This is a genomic window from Devosia beringensis, assembly GCF_014926585.1.
In the GTDB taxonomy this organism is placed as follows: Bacteria; Pseudomonadota; Alphaproteobacteria; order Rhizobiales; family Devosiaceae; genus Devosia; species Devosia beringensis.
On record NZ_CP045422.1, the window covers coordinates 2,441,774 to 2,460,112 of the forward strand.

19 protein-coding genes are annotated in these 18,339 nt (G+C 62.4%); 7 read left to right on the forward strand and 12 right to left on the reverse strand.

Going from position 1 to position 18,339, the window contains the following annotated elements:
• Window positions 1-8: 8 nt before the first annotated feature.
• Window positions 9-1,277, forward strand: a complete 1,269-nt coding sequence (locus GDR53_RS11975) for an RNA polymerase sigma factor (RefSeq protein WP_193334720.1) — start codon at window positions 9-11, stop codon at window positions 1,275-1,277.
• Here GDR53_RS11975 and GDR53_RS11980 read toward each other — a convergent pair.
• The 3 genes from GDR53_RS11980 to GDR53_RS11990 all read right to left on the reverse strand — a co-directional run bounded on the left by GDR53_RS11980 (window position 1,274) and on the right by GDR53_RS11990 (window position 3,035).
• Window positions 1,274-1,639 carry a response regulator gene (locus GDR53_RS11980; RefSeq protein ID WP_193334721.1) on the reverse strand — a complete coding sequence of 122 codons (366 nt, stop codon included), beginning with the start codon at window positions 1,637-1,639 and terminating at the stop codon, window positions 1,274-1,276. The two genes, GDR53_RS11975 and GDR53_RS11980, sit on opposite strands and share 4 nt — an antisense overlap.
• Before the next feature lie 82 nt (window positions 1,640-1,721).
• Window positions 1,722-2,399: a histidine phosphotransferase ChpT gene (gene chpT, locus GDR53_RS11985; protein ID WP_193334722.1), complete on the reverse strand. Its 678-nt coding sequence runs from the start codon at window positions 2,397-2,399 to the stop codon at window positions 1,722-1,724.
• A gap of 117 nt (window positions 2,400-2,516) precedes the next feature.
• Window positions 2,517-3,035 carry a YHS domain-containing (seleno)protein gene (locus tag GDR53_RS11990; RefSeq protein WP_210321325.1) on the reverse strand — a complete coding sequence of 173 codons (519 nt, stop codon included), beginning with the start codon at window positions 3,033-3,035 and terminating at the stop codon, window positions 2,517-2,519.
• 93 nt (window positions 3,036-3,128) lie between these two features.
• Between GDR53_RS11990 and GDR53_RS11995 the strand changes: the two genes are divergently transcribed.
• Both GDR53_RS11995 and GDR53_RS12000 read left to right on the forward strand, forming a co-directional pair.
• Entirely contained in the window at window positions 3,129-3,698 is a 570-nt protein-coding gene (locus GDR53_RS11995; RefSeq protein WP_193334724.1) for a DUF1134 domain-containing protein, read from the forward strand.
• A gap of 179 nt (window positions 3,699-3,877) precedes the next feature.
• The gene (locus GDR53_RS12000) at window positions 3,878-5,053 is read left to right on the forward strand and encodes a coiled-coil domain-containing protein (RefSeq protein WP_193334725.1); all 1,176 of its coding nucleotides are present in this window, start codon (window positions 3,878-3,880) and stop codon (window positions 5,051-5,053) included.
• Window positions 5,054-5,198: 145 nt separating this feature from the next.
• Here GDR53_RS12000 and GDR53_RS12005 read toward each other — a convergent pair whose 3' ends face one another.
• Window positions 5,199-5,474, reverse strand: a complete 276-nt coding sequence (locus tag GDR53_RS12005) for a DUF6476 family protein (RefSeq protein ID WP_193334726.1) — start codon at window positions 5,472-5,474, stop codon at window positions 5,199-5,201.
• A gap of 70 nt (window positions 5,475-5,544) precedes the next feature.
• Here GDR53_RS12005 and GDR53_RS12010 point away from each other — a divergent pair, with 70 nt between their 5' ends.
• Window positions 5,545-6,573 carry an RluA family pseudouridine synthase gene (locus GDR53_RS12010; RefSeq protein WP_193334727.1) on the forward strand — a complete coding sequence of 343 codons (1,029 nt, stop codon included), beginning with the start codon at window positions 5,545-5,547 and terminating at the stop codon, window positions 6,571-6,573.
• Window positions 6,574-6,804: 231 nt separating this feature from the next.
• A complete protein-coding gene (rpoH, locus tag GDR53_RS12015) occupies window positions 6,805-7,674 on the forward strand; it encodes an RNA polymerase sigma factor RpoH (RefSeq protein WP_193334728.1) in 870 nt (289 codons plus the stop codon).
• 53 nt (window positions 7,675-7,727) lie between these two features.
• Here rpoH and GDR53_RS12020 read toward each other — a convergent pair whose 3' ends face one another.
• From GDR53_RS12020 to GDR53_RS12045, 6 genes are all read right to left on the reverse strand, one after another.
• Window positions 7,728-8,648 (reverse strand): PRC-barrel domain-containing protein, encoded by a 921-nt coding sequence (locus GDR53_RS12020; protein WP_193334729.1) that lies wholly within the window; start codon window positions 8,646-8,648, stop codon window positions 7,728-7,730.
• A 103-nt stretch (window positions 8,649-8,751) separates the two neighbouring features.
• The gene (locus GDR53_RS12025; RefSeq protein WP_193334730.1) at window positions 8,752-9,846 is read right to left on the reverse strand and encodes a PRC-barrel domain-containing protein; all 1,095 of its coding nucleotides are present in this window, start codon (window positions 9,844-9,846) and stop codon (window positions 8,752-8,754) included.
• A gap of 217 nt (window positions 9,847-10,063) precedes the next feature.
• Entirely contained in the window at window positions 10,064-10,519 is a 456-nt protein-coding gene (locus tag GDR53_RS12030; RefSeq protein WP_193334731.1) for a GNAT family N-acetyltransferase, read from the reverse strand.
• Window positions 10,520-10,552: 33 nt separating this feature from the next.
• Complete coding sequence (locus GDR53_RS12035) at window positions 10,553-11,623, reverse strand: zinc-binding metallopeptidase family protein (RefSeq protein ID WP_193334732.1); 1,071 nt, start codon at window positions 11,621-11,623, stop codon at window positions 10,553-10,555.
• 120 nt (window positions 11,624-11,743) lie between these two features.
• Window positions 11,744-13,465 carry a sulfatase-like hydrolase/transferase gene (locus tag GDR53_RS12040; RefSeq protein WP_332872445.1) on the reverse strand — a complete coding sequence of 574 codons (1,722 nt, stop codon included), beginning with the start codon at window positions 13,463-13,465 and terminating at the stop codon, window positions 11,744-11,746.
• Entirely contained in the window at window positions 13,444-13,944 is a 501-nt protein-coding gene (locus GDR53_RS12045; RefSeq protein WP_193334734.1) for a sulfatase-like hydrolase/transferase, read from the reverse strand. The genes GDR53_RS12040 and GDR53_RS12045 overlap by 22 nt, the downstream gene beginning before the upstream one ends.
• Before the next feature lie 234 nt (window positions 13,945-14,178).
• Between GDR53_RS12045 and GDR53_RS12050 the strand changes: the two genes are divergently transcribed.
• Together GDR53_RS12050 and GDR53_RS12055 are read left to right on the forward strand one after the other, a co-directional pair.
• Window positions 14,179-14,643 (forward strand): iron chaperone, encoded by a 465-nt coding sequence (locus GDR53_RS12050; protein ID WP_193334735.1) that lies wholly within the window; start codon window positions 14,179-14,181, stop codon window positions 14,641-14,643.
• A complete protein-coding gene (locus tag GDR53_RS12055; RefSeq protein WP_193334736.1) occupies window positions 14,640-15,251 on the forward strand; it encodes a LysE family translocator in 612 nt (203 codons plus the stop codon). Before GDR53_RS12050 ends, GDR53_RS12055 begins: the two co-directional genes overlap by 4 nt.
• Here GDR53_RS12055 and GDR53_RS12060 read toward each other — a convergent pair.
• Window positions 15,248-16,192, reverse strand: a complete 945-nt coding sequence (locus GDR53_RS12060) for an aminoglycoside phosphotransferase family protein (RefSeq protein ID WP_193334737.1) — start codon at window positions 16,190-16,192, stop codon at window positions 15,248-15,250. The genes GDR53_RS12055 and GDR53_RS12060 overlap by 4 nt on opposite strands.
• 2 nt (window positions 16,193-16,194) lie before the next feature.
• On the reverse strand, window positions 16,195-18,333 hold the full coding sequence (gene flhA, locus GDR53_RS12065; protein ID WP_193334738.1) for a flagellar biosynthesis protein FlhA: 2,139 nt from the start codon (window positions 18,331-18,333) through the stop codon (window positions 16,195-16,197).
• Window positions 18,334-18,339 lie beyond the last annotated feature (6 nt).

Here is an 18,339-nt window from a genome sequence, read left to right on the forward strand (position 1 = left end):
TGCCGTCCATGACGACCGAGTCCGAGATCCATCGCGCTATCACGGTTACGTGGAAGATCGAGCGGCCCCGCCTTATCGCCGGGCTGACGCGAATGGTGCGCGACATTTCACTGGCCGAGGAGTTCGCCCAGGATGCGCTGGTCTCGGCGCTCAAGGCCTGGCCGGAGACCGGGGTGCCGCATAATCCGGGCGCCTGGCTGATGCAGACCGCCAAGCGGCGGGCGATCGATCATTTCCGCCACAAGGCCATGGCGGCCACCAAGCTGGCCGAGGTCGAACGGGGTATCGAGAATGAACAGCCCGATGTCGTCGAGAGCCTGCATGAGGCCATTGACGATGAGGTTGGCGACGATCTGCTGCGGCTGATGTTTACCTCGTGCCATCCGATCCTGCCGCCTGAAGCGCGCATTGCGCTGACCCTGCGCCTGCTGGGCGGACTGACCACCGAGGAGATTGCGCGGGCCTTCCTGGTGGCCGAGCCCACGATTGGCCAACGCATCGTGCGGGCGAAAAAAACAATTGCCCAGGCCGGCATTCCGTTCGAGGTGCCGCGGGGGCCCGAACGGGCGGCCCGGTTGGGCTCGGTGCTCAGCGTGATCTATCTGATCTTCAACGAGGGCTATTCGGCCACGGCGGGGCAGGACTGGATACGGCCGCAGCTCTGCGAGGAGGCCATGCGGCTGGGGCGCGTGCTGGCCCGGCTGGCGCCGGAAGAATCGGAGGTGCATGCGCTGGTGGCGCTCATGGAAATCCAGGCGTCGCGGCTGGGCGCCCGAACCGACCGCTCCGGCGCGCCGGTCTTGCTGCCGGACCAGGACCGCGGGCGTTGGGACTGGCTGCTGATTGAACGGGGTCTGCAGGCATTGGAGCAGGCCCTGGCGCTGGGTGGGGCGGACGGGCCCTATGCGCTGCAGGCGGCGATCGCGGCCTGCCACGCGCGGGCCCGCAAGGCGGCCGATACCGACTGGTCAAGGATTGCCGCGCTCTACGGGATTCTGATGGCGCGGACGCCCTCGGCGGTGATCGAGCTCAACCGGGCGGTGGCGGTGTCGATGGCCGAGGGGCCGGCTGCGGGTCTGGCATTGGTCGATGCGATCCGCGACGATCCGGCCCTGGCCGACTATCATCTGCTGTTTGGCGTGCGCGGGGATATGTTGAGCCGGCTGGGGCGGCAGGCAGAGGCGGCTGCCGAGTTCACGCGGGCTGCGGCGCTGACGCGCAATGCACGCGAGCGGGACTATCTACTGGGACGGGCGGCTGCGGCCGAACGAGGTTAGGCGGCCTGGTCGAGGTCGAATTTGGATTCGAGGATGGTGCGGTCGAAGGGCTTCATCATGTAGTCGCTGGCGCCGGCCTTGAGGGCCAGCGCGATAGCGCCGATATCGTTCTCGACCGTGCAATAGACCACATAGGGTTTTTCGCCGCCGACATAACCCCTGAGCAGCTTGAGGAATTCCAGGCCGGACAGGATGGGCATGTTCCAGTCGAGCAGGATGGCGTCCGGCATTTCGGCGCGGCACTTGTCGAAGGCTTCCTGGCCGTCCTCGGCCTCATCGACAATGTAATCCATGTTCTCGAGGATGCGGCGCGCGACTTTGCGCACGACGGTCGAGTCATCGACGATCAGGCAGGACTTCATGTCGAAAGGGCTCCGCAGCGACTGACGCGCCATTCATTGTGACGCAGCAGTTCCTAGCATTTGGTTAGCAAAGTGCTGACCGCTATGCCGCCGTTTCAACAGCCCGGGGGATTGCGGTAAACAGGAACACGTCATTCTCGATGCCGATGCTGATATCCATGTCGGTCATGCGGGCGAGAATGCCGGTATAGAAGGGCTGAATACCGCGCGCATCGACGAAACCCTCATCGGGGGTACCGGCCAGCAGGCCGGCGGCGCCGGATGGGATCAGCGTCTTCTGGCGCTTTTCGGGATCGCTCCTGGAGGTGAACTCGAACCGCTCATTGCCTGCATCGCCATTGATGGCTGCGGTGACCTGGCCGCCGCGTGGCACGGACATGGCGGCAATCAGCAGCATGTTCATGAACAGCTTGGCCTTGTGCTTGGGCAAAAGGATCAGCGGCACATTCCATTCCAGATCGGCCTTCTCGATCTCGAACAGGATACGGGCGACCCGCTCGCATTCGCGGGTGTCGATATCGGTGCCCGAGGTCGAGGAGGCGCCATAGGCCAGGCGGGCGAATTCGAGCTTCGCGCGGCTCTGGCGCGCGGCATTGGCGATCAGGTCGCGGGCGCCGTCGGCCATTTCGGACTGGGCCGGGTCGCCCAGCACTTCAAGGCCATTGCCGATGGCGCCGATCGGGTTGATCAGGTCATGGCAGACGCGGCTGCAGAGCATCGCCGCGAGGTCGGTTGCCTTAAGGTCGATGATGTCGGCCATGCTGCTGTCTCCGTAGCGCGGGAATGTCGGCAAAGAATCACTTTTGCCGACATTAGAGGCTGGTGGTTAAAAGTGGACCCCCAATTGACTGCGGGGGCCGCCCGTCCACCAGGAAGTTCAGTTGATGGAGAGGTTCTTGGACAGCTCGGGCCATTTTTCCTCGGCCGTGCGCGCTGCGGCGTCCGGTGACAGCAGGAAGGCCTCGCGGTTGGCGGCGGAATAGAAGAGGTAGAGCCGCTGCTTGAAGACGACGAAAATCGCCGCATCGCTGTCGGAGACAAAGCCGCGCGACACGCCGGTGACGTCGTGTCCGCCATATTGGGGGGCATAAATGTCCGGCGCGCTGGCGAAGATGTCGCGATTGGCCGCCGTGGCGAAGCGCCAGACCACGTTCTTCCAGATGAATTCGTATTCGGCGAGCCCCGGCAGGGGCGCCGGTTCGGTGAAGTAGCTGACCGGATCCATGCCCGCAATGGCGAGGCCAGTGAGCGGATCGGTGACGATCAGCGTCACCACGGATTGCGCCCGGACCGGCTGCAGGGTGGTCGCAACCATGCCCAAAAGCGGCAAAACAAAGGCGAGAATGGTTAAGATTTGTTTAGAGGTTTGCTTCATCTTCAAATCAAGGATCGGCATGCGGGCGGATTTCAGACTGCCTCACAAAAGTTAAGGTCCAGGTCCTTATACGCCTGCAATTGCCGTATTTGCCTTTCGCCAGGGAGTTACCCGATGATCAGACGCCTCGTCATTCTGTTTGCCATGCTGTGCGCGGTGGCTGCACCGGTTCCGGTCGCCTTCGCGCAGGGATCGCTCAGCGACACCTATTCGGGCGATGACCTCGTCAACAATGGCAAGCAGTTCTTTGGCTCCGCCTCGCAGGGCCTGGCCTCTGTCGTGGAACGGGCCGTGAGCCAGTTCGGGCTGCCCAATGGCTATATTCTGGGTGAAGACGCCGGCGGGGCGCTGTTTGCCGGCGCACGCTATGGCGAGGGCATCCTGCACACCCGCAATGCCGGTGAGTTCAACATCTTCTGGCAGGGCCCCTCGATTGGCTTTGACGTCGGTGGCGATGGCTCCAAGGTCATGATGCTGGTCTACAATCTCAGCCAGGTGCCTGACTCGCTGGGGCGGTTTGCCGGCGTCGATGGCTCGGCCTATGTGCTGGGCGGCTTCGGCATGACCGTGCTCAAGCGCGGCAATGTGGTGATGGTCCCGATCCGCTCGGGCGTCGGGGCCCGGCTGGGCGTGAACGTGGGCTATCTCAAGTTCACCAATGAGCCCACCTGGAACCCGTTCTGATCCATTAACTGCCACCGAACAATTTTACCGTGCCGGGGCCAAAAAACCCCGGCACTGTCGTGACGGGGTCGCCCATCCGCGTTAGGGTTAAGCGCTGGTGAAGATGGCGGCGCTGCCCCATTGCTGCCAGAACGGGGAGGTCCAGGCGGGTCCAAGCCCCTGGTTTCGGAGTTCAGCCGATGCTCATCGAGAACGTCATGTATTTCGCGCTCGGCCTGCTTGTCGCTAGCCTGATCGCCCTGATCATGCTGCCGGCGGTCTGGAAGCGTGCGGTACGGCTGACCAAGCGCCGCATCGAGGCTGCCACGCCCATCACCCTGGCCGAGTTCCGCGCCGACAAGGATCAGCTGCGGGCCGAGTTTGCCCTGTCCACACGACGGCTCGAAATCAATGTCGAAACCTTGCGCAAGCGCCTGGCCGAGCAATTGGGCGACGTCAACCAGAAGCGCAACGAGCTGGTGCTGCTCAAGACCGAACGCGACAAGAACCTTGAAATCATCGCCGAGCTGGAGAGCCGGGGCAGCGCCTTGCGCAGCCGCGTCACCGAGCTGGAACGCGAAGCGACCGACCTGACGCAGCGGCTGCGTATGCGCGAGCGCGACCTGGCGCAGCGCAGCGACGAACGAGACACGCTGCACCAGACGGTCGGAAGCGCGCTGCCCAAGGCCGGCATGGTCTATGGTACTGAGCTGACCGGCGACTACGAGCAGGATATCGAGCGACTGGGCACCGCCCTGCTCATCGAGCAGAATCGCGCGGGCTTTCTGGAAGACCAGGCCAAGAGCCTGGTCAACCGGCTGGAAACGTCGGACCGCCGCAGCATCGAAACCAATGCGGCCATCGCCAAGATGCGTGCGGCCCTGGCGGAACGCGATGACAGCCAGGCCAGCGAGACGGACGGGCTGGTGGCGGCTGAAGCGCGCATGGCCAGTGCGGAAAATCGGCTCAACGCCATCCTGGCCGAGAGTCAGCAGATCGTCGAACGCACTTCGGGGCGGGTCGAACACCTGCTGGCTGACAAGCTGGCGCTTGAGGCCGAGGTTGAAACCCTGCGCAAGAAGGTGCTCGGCGTGGAATCGAGCATCATGGCCGATTGGGACAGTGAACGCCTCGAAGAGGCTTATCTGCGCGAAAAACTCAACGATATTGCGGCCAGCGTCAGTCGGCTGGTCTATGCCGTCGATAACGACACGGCGGTGGCGCCCAATCCCGAAGAGAGCCTGTTTGACCGGGTGCAGCGGTTTGCCGATGACGGGGAAAGCCGTGATGCCCTGCCGGCGGATCCCGCGCCCGTCAGCCGCCGCGGCTCGGTTTCCGACCGCATGGCGGCGCTGCGGGAAATCCAGGATCGCTAGGCTGGACAGCGTCTGACGGCGTGCATGCCGCGGGGCTTGCGCCTAGAGCCTTTCACCGTTTCGCTGAAACGGCTCAATAGCTCTAGGTCTTTGGTTTGTCGCGTTTTCGAACCGCAAAAGTGGAGCCACTTTTGCTGAAAACGCTCTAGCGAATGCCGACGCTGCGGGTCATCTCGCCGGTTTCCTGATTGAACAGAGCCAGCGTGGTGGCGCCATCGAGCGTATAGGTGACGTTGATGGCGCCTTCATTGACCAAAGCCGAGACCACAACGGCGCCGGCGGGCAGGGAAATGGCCTCGGCGATGGCTGGCGGGGGGGAGTCGCGCATCACGCGATAGACAAGGGCGACGCCAATCGCCATAAAGCCCAGCAACAGGATGCCGATCGAGATACCGAACGAGCGGCGTGCCTTCCCCAGCATGGCGAGAGCCTCGGGCGTGAACGGTTCATCCGCCTTTTGCTCGCTGGGCCCAGTTTCGTTAGGATTAGCCATGGCTGAAGATACCGCACTAGAGTTCGAGGGCGACGAGGTTGAAGTCGTGGTCGATGCCGAGATGGCCGGCGGCCGGCTCGATGCCGCATTGGCCAAGGCGCACAGCGTGCTCAGCCGCAGCCGGATCAAGGAGCTGATCCTGACCGGCGCCGTCAGCATCGACGGCAAACCCGTCAGTGAGCCCAAATACCGACTTAGCGCCGGTGAGACAATCATTCTTCTGGCCCCGCCCCCAGAAGATCCCGAGCCGCAGGCGGAGAATATCCCGCTCGATATCCTCTACGAGGACGATCAGCTGATCGTGATCAACAAGCCGGTGGGCATGGTGGTGCATCCGGCCCCGGGATCACCCAATGGCACGCTGGTCAATGCGCTGATCTATCATTGCGGGGAAAGCCTGCAGGGTATTGGCGGGGTCAAGCGGCCCGGCATCGTGCACCGGCTCGACCGGGACACTTCGGGCGTGATGGTCGCGGCCAAGACCGAGCGGGCGCATCGTCACCTGTCGGCGCAGTTTGCCGATCATGGCCGTACCGGCCCGCTGCACCGGGCCTATATTGCCTTTGTGTGGGGATCGACCGAGACCGCCAAGGGCAGTATCGACGCCCCGCTTGGCCGTGACCAGAACAACCGGCTCAAGCAGACCGTTCGCAAAGATGGTCGCGAAGCCATCACCCATTACATGGTGGAAGCACGCTTCGGCGACGAGGGCTGGGACATCACCCGCATCCAGTGCCAGCTCGAGACGGGCCGCACGCATCAGATCCGCGTGCACATGGCCCATATCGGCCACCCGCTGGTTGCCGACAGCGTCTATGCCTCGGGCTATGCCACCAAGATCAACCGGTTGCCGCCGGAAGTCGCCGCGCCGATCCAGGCGCTGGGCCGGCAGGCGCTGCATGCGGCCGAGCTGGGCTTCGAGCATCCGGTGACCAAAGAGGAGATGTCGTTCGAGGCGCCGCTGCCGCCAGATCTGGAAGCGCTGGAAGAGGCGCTGGGTGATTACAACAAGGCGTTTGCGCGCTAGACTCACCGCATGGTGATGGCGCAAGAGCGCCAACCATGCGTTGGATTGAGATAACGGGACGTTTTCCGTCGGCGGCGTCACTTCGCAATGTTGATGCAACGTTCCGCATCTTACAATCGCCAAACTGGTTTCCTATATATCCATCGTCGTCTTACGATGGTCTGGCCGGACGTCGATGGATTGATGCTATTCCGCCCGCGGCATGCGGGGGAAAACGAAAGGGGTGCAATGATGGCCCAAACGAATTTGCCAGTGCTTTCAGCCGAAGGCGGGCTCAGCCGCTATCTGCAGGAAATCCGGAAGTTCCCCATGCTGGAGCCGGATGAAGAGTTCATGCTGGCCAAGCGCTACAAGGAACATGAAGATCCCGGTGCTGCCCAGAAGCTGATCACCAGCCATCTGCGGCTGGTGGCCAAGATCGCCATGGGTTATCGCGGCTATGGCCTGCCGATTTCCGAAGTGATTTCGGAAGGCAATGTGGGCCTGATGCACGCCGTCAAGCGCTTCGAGCCCGACAAGGGCTTCCGGCTGGCCACCTATGCCATGTGGTGGATCCGGGCAGCGATTCAGGAATATGTGCTGCGCTCGTGGAGCCTGGTCAAGATCGGCACGACGGCCGCCCAGAAGCGGCTGTTCTTCAACCTGCGCAAGGTGAAGGGCCAGATCGCGGCGCTCGACGATGGTGCCCTGCATCCCGACCAGATCACGCAGATCGCCACCACGCTCAAGGTCACCGAGGCCGATGTGGTGTCGATGAATGCGCGTCTGTCCGGCGACGCGTCGCTGAACTCGCCGATGCGGGCCGATGAAGGCTCGTCGGAGTGGCAGGACTGGCTGGTCGACGATACGCCCAGCCAGGAAACCATGCTGGGCGAAAGCGAAGAATATTCTGAGCGCATGGGCCTGCTGACTACGGCAATGGATGTGCTCAACGAGCGCGAGAAGGCGATCTTCCATGCCCGCCGGCTGCAGGAAAATCCTTCGACGCTGGAAGAGCTGGCTCAGCAATATGACGTCAGCCGCGAGCGCATTCGCCAGATCGAGGTGCGTGCCTTTGAAAAGGTGCAGGATGCCGTGCGGGAAGCCGCCGGCGCGCACTGAAAGAACGACTGAAGTGAAAAAGGCGGGCCATGGGCCCGCCTTTTTTGTTGCCGCTATGGGGTAAAGATCATGCGCTGGGTGGCGCGATCCTGCGCGTAGGTCGCCGCGTCATAGGTGGGTTGGGTCTCGAGCTGTTCGCGCGTGGCGTTGATGAACAGGTAGCGGTTGTCGCGGGTGTCGGTGGAGAAGGTCAGGTTCTCATAACCAACGGCCACCGGCTTGGCGCCCAGGCCCAGAAAACCGCCGACATCGATGATGATGGCGTCAATGGTGCCATCGTCATTGGCCAGTACCTCGCCGATGGTCCCAATCTGCTGGTCGTCTATGCCATAGACGCCAATGCCCAGCATTTCTTCGCTGGTAAGGCCGGCGGTATCGAAATCGGCCAGGTTGGCGCGATCCACAGCAATGCCGGTGTCTTCACGCGCGGGTTGATCGGTCGTCAGCGCCTGGTCAATGGTTGTGGCATTGGGATTGCCATCGACAAGCTGTGCCTCCTCTTCGGCCGGTGTCAGCGCCGGCTCTCCCGTTGTCTCTACGCTGTCGGCCCAGATGAAGGCGGGCGCGGCCCTGAGCGCCTCGGCGGTCGTTGCCAGCACCCAGCGATAGGTACCGTCGCTGGCTTCAAGCCATTGCAGCTGGGCAAAATCGACTGCGACATCCTTGGCGCCGAGACCAAGAAAGCCGCCGGCACCGATAACCACCGCCGAAATCCCGATGCTCGGGGTAACGACCAGATCGACAATCGTGCCGACTTCTTCGGCGTCATCGGCTGCCGAGGTGAAGACGGATTTGTTGAGCAGTTTAGTGACCAGAGTGTCGGCGCCGGTGACGACATAGCCGCGCGACAATACGGTGGGTGCGACGATCCCGGTGCGCGCCAGTTCGCTGCTGGGGGCGAGCGGGGCAGCGTCCTGGGCGAAACTGGCGGACGCCAGCATGAGGGTGAGCGTAGAAAAGGCAATCAGGCGCATGGGCAAATCCTCCAGTGGAACGCGCGAAAAGGGCCGGCTAGATGCCGGCCCTCCGTAGAATGATCCGCGAGGAATCGTGATTCCGGCGATCCGGCGGACCGAATTACATATCGGTGGCGCGCTGGGTCGGATCGGTAGCGTAGGTGCTTTCGTCATATTCAGGCTGAGCTTCGAGCTGCTCACGCGTGAAGTCGCTGTAGATTACCAGGTCGCCATTTTCATTGGACGCGAATTCGAGGTTGTCCAAGGCAACAGCAACGGTCTTCTGGCCGAGGCCGAGAAAACCACCAAAGTCGACCATCATTGCATCGATCTCACCATCGGCGGTGAGCAGGATGTCACCCACTTCGGCAATGTCATCACCATCTGGGCCGATCACGGTCGCGCCGGTCAGGTTGTCAGCCGTCAGGGCCTCAAACTCGATGGTTTCGTAACCTTCCCGAGGCATGGTCATTGGCATGGCGTCGTCATTGGTGGCTGCCGGAGCCATTGCTGGGTCGGCCGGGGCCATTGCCGGGTCCGCTGGGGCCACGGCTGGGTCAGCCGGGGCCATTGCTGGATCAGCAGGGGCCATTGCTGGATCAGCAGGGGCCATGGCTGGATCGGCCGGGGCCATGCCGTCAGTGGTGGTCATGCCATCGGTGCCCATGGCATCGGCGGGCTCATCTTCTTCCCAGACGAAATCCGGAGCGCCATTGAGCGCGTCGGCCGTGGTGGGCAGAACCCAACGTTCGGTGTTGTCGGCAGCAAGGGAGAATTCAAGCTCGGAGAAATCCACGGCAACAGACTTTTCGCCAATGCCCAGGAAGCCGCCAACGCCGATGATCACGGCGGTTATTTCGCCATTCTCGCTGAACACCAGGTCGGTGACATTGCCGATTTCTTCGGCATCATCGCCATTGCTCGAATAAACGGGCTGGTCGATCAGGCGGGTGGCCAGATTGTCGGTGTCCACCGCAGTATAGCCGGCCGACAGTTCAAAGCCTGGCGACATGGTATTGTTGGCCGACATTGCGTCATCACTATTGGTGTCAGTGGTGACGCTGGTGTCAGGAGCCGTATCGACGCCTTCGGTCGCAGGCGCCTCGGTGGTGGTTGCCGGGGCCATTGGATCGGTGGCCGGTGCGGCATCCTGCGCCATGGCGCCGGTGGACATCAATGCTGCAAGGGCAGTAGTGGCCATGAGGGTGCGGATCATAGTAAGCTCCGTATGTTCATTCTTGAAGTGAACGGGCCGTGCGGTGCAAAACTTGGCTGTGGCGCACCGTGCGGCCCATGATGCTGGAACAACGCATCGACGTGCGGAGACGTTCCGAACGAATTTTTCCCGCAGGGTTAGATGCTTGGCCTGCGTGTCCCCAATCGGGGCCGATTTTCCGGCGGTCGGGTGGGCCAGCGGCGCGTTATCTTGCAGCCTAATCGGTGAGGCGTGCGCTCTCATGATCATAGCTGCGCATAGCCCGGTGCGGCATGCCGCCATCGATGAATTCAGGACCGAAGGCAGCAAAGCCAAGTCGCTCGTAAAAGCCGAGCTTGTCGGACTGGGCGGTGAGGTAGAAGCGGTTGCGCCCGGCCTGGCGCGCATGCGCCATGGCCGCGTGGATCATCGCCTTGGCGATGCCTTGGCCGCGAAAGGCGTGCCGCACGGCGACGCGGCCAATCTTGATATGTTCGGGCTTGTCGAGCAGGCGCAGGGTGCCGACCACTTCGCCAGCAGCGATGGCCACGAAATGGGTAGCCGTGAGGTCGTCAGCGTCGTTTTCCTCGGCTTCAGGCACCTTCTGCTCCCACACGAATACCTCGCGGCGCAGTGCGAAGGCGGCATTGCACAGAGTTGAAAAAGGCGGCACGATGAGGATGGTAGTGGTCATGGCGCCAGGATAGCCGAGTGTGGGCCCCGTTGCCTAGCGGGCACCCAGGGTCCACTGGCGATGCACCAGCTGATGCACGAAGCTGAGCTTTTCTATTACCTGGGGCGTCAGGACGAAGGGATAGGCGTCGGGGTGGCCCATGGCACGATTGAGATTGTTCAGCATGCTGGCCACCGGCACCCAGTTATCGACGATGGTCTGGGCATCAGGCGCGTTGTAGGGCACGAAGCCGGTCTGAATGGAGAGGTCGGCCTCCTGGCCATCCACCCGGGCATGGACGCCGAAGGCTGACGCCATCTCGACCGTGTCCACGATATGGAGATAATGCGCGAAGGTTTCGGCGAAATCTTCCCAGGGATGGGCGGTGGCATAGCTGCTGATATAGCTCTGTGACCAGCCGGCGGGGGCGCCATCGGCATAGTGGGCCTGCAGGGCCTGGGCATAATCCACAGATTCATTGCCGAACAGGCGGCGGAATTCGGGCAGCGGGGCGCGGCCATCGATCAGCAGGTCCCAGTAATGGTGGCCGATCTCGTGGCGGAAATGGCCGAGCAGGGTGCGGTAAGGCTCGCCCATGCTGGTGCGGCGCGCCTCGCGCTCGGCGTCGTCCGCCTCGACCAGGGCAATGGTGATGATGCCGTTTTCGTGGCCGGTGAGTACCCGTTCATTGGCGATGGGCGTATCGGCGAGAAAGCGGAAGGAGAGGCCGTGTTCGGGGTTGCTGGTGCGGGTCTGCAGGGGCAGGTCGAGCCGGAGCAAGGAGTAGAACAGGCGCTTTTTGGCGCGCTCGATGACCTGCCAGTGGGCGAGGTTGAGCGGGTCGCTGATGTCGGGAATGGTGTCGTTGTGCCGGCAGGCGGCGCAGAAGGTGTCGCCGCCGGGAACGGCGCGGATCAGCCAGTTGCAGGCGCCATGGCGGGCATTCTGGCAGAATATGTAGGGCTCGTCGGGAAAGGTCGAGGAGGCCCAGGTGCCGGCTTGCTGAACCAGTGACACCAGGGCGTTCTTGTCGGAACGATAGCCCAGCGTATGGCCGCAGCGCTCGCAGCTGGCGTTTTCGAAATAGACGGTGTTACCGCAGTGGTCACAGGCAAATAGCTTCATCGGATCCTCGATACATCACCGCAACAATGCACGAAGCATGCGCCTGTTCCGTGACCGTCAAGGTCCGAGGTCTCCGCTATTGGGCTTGATAGCGCAACGGGGGTGGGCAGGACGCCAGCATTATTGAGGGGCATCCCCCAGTGGCGGTTCGGATTGCTCGACTTTTTCCAGCAACTGCGTCGTGCCGTCGGCGAACTCGACAAATTCGACCCGTTGTGTGGTCACGCGATAGGTCGCGCCATCCAGATGGTAGACGAAGTCCACCTTGCCTGGTCTGGCAATGATTTTTACTTCGGTGGGACCGACCGGCAGGATGACGGTATCTGAGCCCGCGCGACCATCGACGGTATCGTTGCCAAGGCCGACGACCACCTTGTTGTCCGTCGCACCGAGACGGTACTCATCATCGAAGTTGGTGCCGACGAAGTTCTCAATCTGTGAAATCGTATCCACATCATCGCCACTCGTAACCGTCGGGCCGGCCATGTCCACTGCGATGGCGCCCAGACTTGAACTGTAATCGGCCCAGTCTAATGCAGGACCTCCAACAAGAGTGTCGCTTCCCGGACCGCCGATGAGGCGATCATCGCCGTCATTACCGCGCAATACGTCATTGCCAGGACCGCCGATCAGGACGTCCGATGACTTCGAGCCGATAAGAAGGTCATCCCCTTCTCCGCCTTCCACCGTGGAAGCGCCCGTCGACTGGAGCACATCATCACCGCCGAGTCCGTAAAGCTGACCAAAGCCGGCAATTTTGTTGTCCTGCTCGTTGCCTGTAAGGCTCATTGGCACTAGCAGACTGGACATCTGCAGTTCTTCGATATTGGCGGGCAGTTCATAGGAAACAGCGGCGTAAATGGTGTCATAGCCGCTGTCTGGTTGCTCGGTGATGGTGGCGTCGGCGCTCATAATGAAATAGCTATCGTTGCCCGGGCCGCCCACCGCACCATGCGCCGCCGGCGCCAGCACCATGAGGTTGGCGCCCTCTATCGGTTGCCCCACGCCCTCGGTTACCCATTGCCAGCCGTCTTGCTTGAGCGCGGTTTCCAGGTCGATGCGCAGGCTGGTCTTGGCGAGGAGATAATTGGGGTCGCTGGCCAGGTTGGTCCAGCTGTGGGGATCGGCTACTATGTCATAGAGCTCCTCGGAACCCTCGGGGTATCGGATATAGCGCATCTCCTCCGTGCGGATGGATGCCGCGCCAAACATGGTGGTAATGGCAACGCCGCCGTCCACATGGGACGTATCCTCAACGAAGGGCAGCAGCGATCGTCCAGACATTTCGTGCGTTGCCGTGACCCCAGCCAGTTCAAGCATGGTGGGGGCGATGTCGACCAGCTCCACGGGCTGGCTCACGACCTGACCGGCATTGGGGTTTCCCGGCACCTTGATGATCAGGGGCGCGCGCCCCGCCTCTTCCCAGAGGGTAAACTTGTGCCAGGTGTCCTTGTCGCCAAGGTGGTACCCGTGGTCGCTCCACAACATGACCGCGGTATCGTGGCTGTGGCCGGTTTCCTCGATGGCGTCGAGCATCCGGCCTACCATGGCATCGGCGAAGCTGATGCTGGCGAAATAGCTCTGCACCGCCGCGGGCCATTCTCCAGCGGCCTCCAGTGTATTCTGGGCGTTTTGTCCGATAATGCTGTCTACGTAAGCCGGGATATCGTCTCGGTCATTGTCCAGCACTAACGGCAAAGCCATTTGAGCGAGGGGATAGAGGTCGAAATACTCTTGCGGCACAATCCAGTTGGAATGGGGCTTGAAGATGCCCAGATACAGGTTGAATGGCTGATCGGGCGGGGCCGAGCGCAGATAGTCTATGGCGGCACTGGTGTTGATGAAATCCCGTGCTGCTCCACGTTGACCTCAAGTGCTCCAAATACGGGGAAGGAGCCAATTGAGGTCTCGTCAATACCATCTCCGTTGGACGTCCAATAATCATTAGACAAGGAATAGACGTCACAGAGGACGCTGACATCCTCCTGATCCATCATGGCCAGCGGCAAGTGGAACACCTTGCCATAAATGGCCGTATTGTAGCCGGCCGCCTTGATCATGGCGGGCACGGTGTCCTGCGGGGTCACGTATTCGAACCAGGGCTGGGTATTGTAGTGGACGCCAGTCAGCGCGGGGTCCTTGCCTGTCAGGATGGACGTCCGCGACGGATTGCACAGGGCAACCTGGGCAAAGGCATTCTGAAAGGTCACGCCTTCAGCCATCAGGCGATCGATGTTGGGCGTGTGCAAGACCCCTGGATAAAGGGACTTGAAGGTCGCGAACGCATTCATATCGTCCACGGCGATCGTGATTATGTTCATGCTGATACCCGGAACTGAAGACCGCATCCGTCTTGGTGGTGCCCACGCCAATCTGACAACAAGCGATAGACCGCCTTGTTCAACCTATTCGCCACAGATCGGCAACTCAACAAGCGGCAGGATGATCTGCTTGACGTGGCGCGTGCAAGGCCATCTATCGAAAAGTCGGCTGGGCTTGGAAAGTCGGGCTGTTGCATGTCCTGGTTGCAAATACCGGGATATTGATGCTGTGGGATGACAGAAGTCAGCAAAAGGCAGCTGTTTACGGGCAACGCGCAAGATCTGGGTGATGGCCGGGCCAGCATGCAGGCACGGTGCGGGTTAGGGATGGTGGTGACCATGGAACATGACAGCAAGGATGTAGATTTCTATATCGCCGCGCTCCCCGAGGGAGTGCGGGAGATTTTTGCGGCCGTGCGACAGACCATTGCGAATCTGCTGCCGGAGGCCGCCGAGATGATCAAGTATGACATGCCGAGCTGGCAGCTTTCGGGTCGCCCGGTGATCTATGCAGCCGCGTGGAAGCACCATATCGGGCTTTACCCGGTCTATTATGGCGACGCGGCTTTTGAGGCGGCGATCGGGCCTTATCGGGTCAAGAAGGACACGGTGCGCTTGGTCTATAGCAAGCCGATCCCGCATGATATCATCGCGCAAATCGTGGTGGCGCGCCGCGCCCAACTGGAAGCTGAATCGTGAGCATTGAATTTCTGATCACCACGCTGATTGTCGTGGTCTCGCCGGGGACCGGGGCGCTCTACACCATTGCGGCGGGCTTGAGCCGGGGCGGCAAGGCCAGTGTCTGGGCGGCCTTTGGCTGCACGCTGGGGATCATCCCCCATATGCTGGCGGCCATTACCGGGCTGGCGGCCATTTTGCATACCAGTGCGCTGGCCTTCGAGATCATCAAATATCTCGGCGTTGCCTATCTGCTCTATATGGCGTGGGCGACGCTGCGCGACACCAGTTCGCTCAGCGTGGAAGCCGACAGCGCCGACAAGTCGATACGCAAGGTGCTGGTCGAAGCGGTGCTGATCAATATTCTCAATCCCAAGCTGTCGATCTTCTTTTTCGCCTTCCTGCCGCAGTTCGTGCCGGCGAGCGCGCCCCATGCACTGCGCCAGATGCTCGAGCTCAGCGGCGTGTTCATGGTGATCAGCTTTGTGGTATTCGCCGTCTATGGGCTGTTTGCCGCAGCGATCCGTGGCCAGCTGGTGACGCGGCCGGCAATCATGGTGTGGATGCGGCGGAGCTTTGCCGGGATCTTCGTGCTGCTCAGTGCCCGGCTGGCGCTGATGGAGCGCTAGCCCATCGTGCTGGTTATGGCCTCGGCCACGTCGAGATAGATGCGGCCTTCCTCGATCTGGCCGATCTGCAGCAGGTGCAGGCCGGTGGAGACGCGCTCGATATAGCCCCATTGCCAGATGGCTTCGCTCGGCACCTGGGTGCGCCGCGTCAGGTGGCGGACATGGCTGCGCGCGATGTCGTGGGCGTGGGGGCCGGCAATGCCCTCGTGCCAGGCCCGCAGCAGCACGCCCAGATCATAGGCCGGCTCGATGGCAAGTCCATCGGGATCGATGAAGCGGAACTGCGGCGGCTCGCTGTCGAGCAGTGCCAGGGTGTTGGCCGGGTGCGGATCGCCATGCGCCAGCACGGCATTTTCCGGGCGGTAGGCCGCGGCGCGATCCTGGCAATACATCAGCGCCATGTCGATGACAGCCTGGGCGCAGGGCTGGCCAGCGTCGTAGCTGAGCGACAGAATGGCTTGTGCCAGGCTATTGGCCTTGTCGGCGCCGGTGGGGCAGGGCAGATCGGCGGGAACGGGCATCCAGGCCTGCAGCAGGGTGGCGCACATGATGTCGACCTGCCGCTCATAGGGCAGTTCGAGCGTATCGAGACGCTCACCCAGGCGCTCAAGCAGCATGGCATGGCGGTCGGGATCATGGCGGAGCAGTTTGACGTAACCCCGTCCGTCGGCACGGCGCAGCACCTCGGCCTCGTGACGGCCGGCGAGGGTGCCGGGGGTGCCCAGCTTGAGGATGACGATCTCGCCGGTCTCGGTGGTGGCTTCGGCAACGAAGGCGGCAGTGCCGCCGGGCAGCGCCGGACCGATGGTCAGGCCCCAGTCCTGTTCGAGACTGCTGAGGGTGTCGTCTAGGTTGGCGAGCCAGGCCAAGCCCGCCTCACCCTCCGAGATAGCGCGGCGGCTGACCACATCTGGAACGGGAAAGCGGGCCGGTTCGCTCATGGTCAGACGCTGCCGATGGTCTTGAGGCGGATACGGGGATGGACCTCGTTCTGGCTCATGACCACGGTCTGGGGGCGGAAGCGCTCGATGATGGCGCGGACATGGGCGCGAATGCCGGGCGAGGTGATGAGGACCGGGATTTCGCCAGCCTGGGCGGCGCGTTCATAGGCGGTCTGGACCGCACCGATGAACTGCTGCAGGCGCGAGGGGGCCATGGCCAGGTGGCGGTTGTCGCCCTCGCCCACCATGGCTTCGGCAAAGTCGCGTTCCCATTGCGGGCCGAGCGTCAGCAGCGGCAGGTTGCCGTCCGGGCCCAGATTGGCGGCGCAGAGCTGGCGGGCCAGGCGGCTGCGCACATGCTCGGCAATGGTCTGTACCGAGCGGCCATTGCCGGCGATCTCGGCAATGCCCTCGAGAATGGTCGACAGATCGCGGATCGAGATGCGCTCGTTGAGCAGGGTCTGCAGCACGCGCTGCACGCCCGAGACGGTGATGAGGCCCGGCACGATGTCCTCGACCAGCTTCTGCTGCTCCTTGGGCAGGCCCGAGAGCAGGGACTGCACATTGGCGTAGCTGAGCAGGTCGGCGACGTTGGCCTTGAGCACCTCGGTGAGGTGGGTGGAGATTACTGTGGATGGATCGATGATGGAGAGGCCGCGCAGTTCGGCCTCGTCGCGCAAAGCCGGCTCGATCCAGGTGGCGGGCAGGCCGAAGGTGGGTTCGGTGGTGTGGTGACCCGGCAGATCGATCTGGTTGCCATAGGGGTCCATGACCATGAGCTGGTTGGCATAGATTTCGCCGGCGCCGGCTTCGACTTCCTTGATGCGGACCTTGTAGGCATTGGGCTCGAGCTGCATGTTGTCGAGGATGCGGACGGGCGGCATGACAAAGCCCAGCTCGGTCGCCAGCTGGCGGCGCAGCGCCTTGATCTGCTCGGTAAGGCGATCGGAGCCGTTTTCGTCTTCCTTGACCAGGCTGAGCAGGCCATAGCCGAGCTCGAGCTTGAGTTCGTCGATCTTGAGGCTATCGGTGATGGGCTGTTCCTGGCTTGGTCCGGCCGGGCCACCGGGCTGGGCCGCGGCCTTGCTGACCGCGGCCAGGCTGGCATCGGCAATGCGCTCGTCCTTGGAGCGGGCGGAGCGCCAGGCGACATAGCCGACAAAGCCGGCGATGGACAGAAACGGAATGATCGGCATGCCGGGCAGGAAGGCCAGCAGGGCCATGACGGCCGAGGACATGCCCAAAGCGCGGGGATAGCCGGTGAATTGGGCCGAGAGCGCCTTGTCGGCGGAACCGGTGACGCCGGACTTGGACACCAGGATACCGGCGGCCGTCGAAACGATCAGGGCGGGGATCTGTGAGACCAGGCCATCACCAATGGTGAGCAGGGTATAGACATTGCCTGCCTCCTGGATGGAGAGGCCCTCCTGCATCATGCCGATGAAGATGCCGGCAATGACGTTGATGAAGGTGATGATCAGGCCGGCAATGGCGTCGCCACGCACGAACTTGCTGGCGCCGTCCATGTTGCCGAAGAAGGCGCTTTCGCCTTCGAGCTCGGCGCGGCGCTTCTTGGCGGTATCCTCGTCGATGAGGCCGGAGCTGAGATCGGCATCGATGGCCATCTGCTTGCCGGGCATGGCGTCGAGGTTGAAGCGGGCGGCCACTTCGGCGATACGGCCCGAACCCTTGGTGATGACGATGAAGTTGACCAGCACCAGGATGGCAAAGACCACGACGCCGATGACGAAATTGCCGCGCATGACGAAATTGCCGAAGGCCTCGATCACGTGGCCGGCGGCGGCCGTGCCGGTATGGCCCTCGGCCAGGATCAGGCGGGTCGTGGCCAGGTTGAGGCCCAGCCGCAGCATGGTGGCGATCAGCAGCACGGTGGGGAAAGACGAGAATTCGAGCGGCTTCTGGATGAACAGCGCCGTCATCAGGATCATGACCGAAAAGACGATCGAGATAGCCAGCAGGCCGTCGAGCAGCAGCGGCGGGATCGGCACGATGAGGATGACGATGAGCCCCATGACGCCCATGGCCAGGGCGATATCGCCCGAGCGCATGATGTCCACGACCGACGCGGCGGTCGGCAGCTTGAAGGGCGAATGTACGCGGCCGGTGGGCAGGTCGGTCATCTAGGT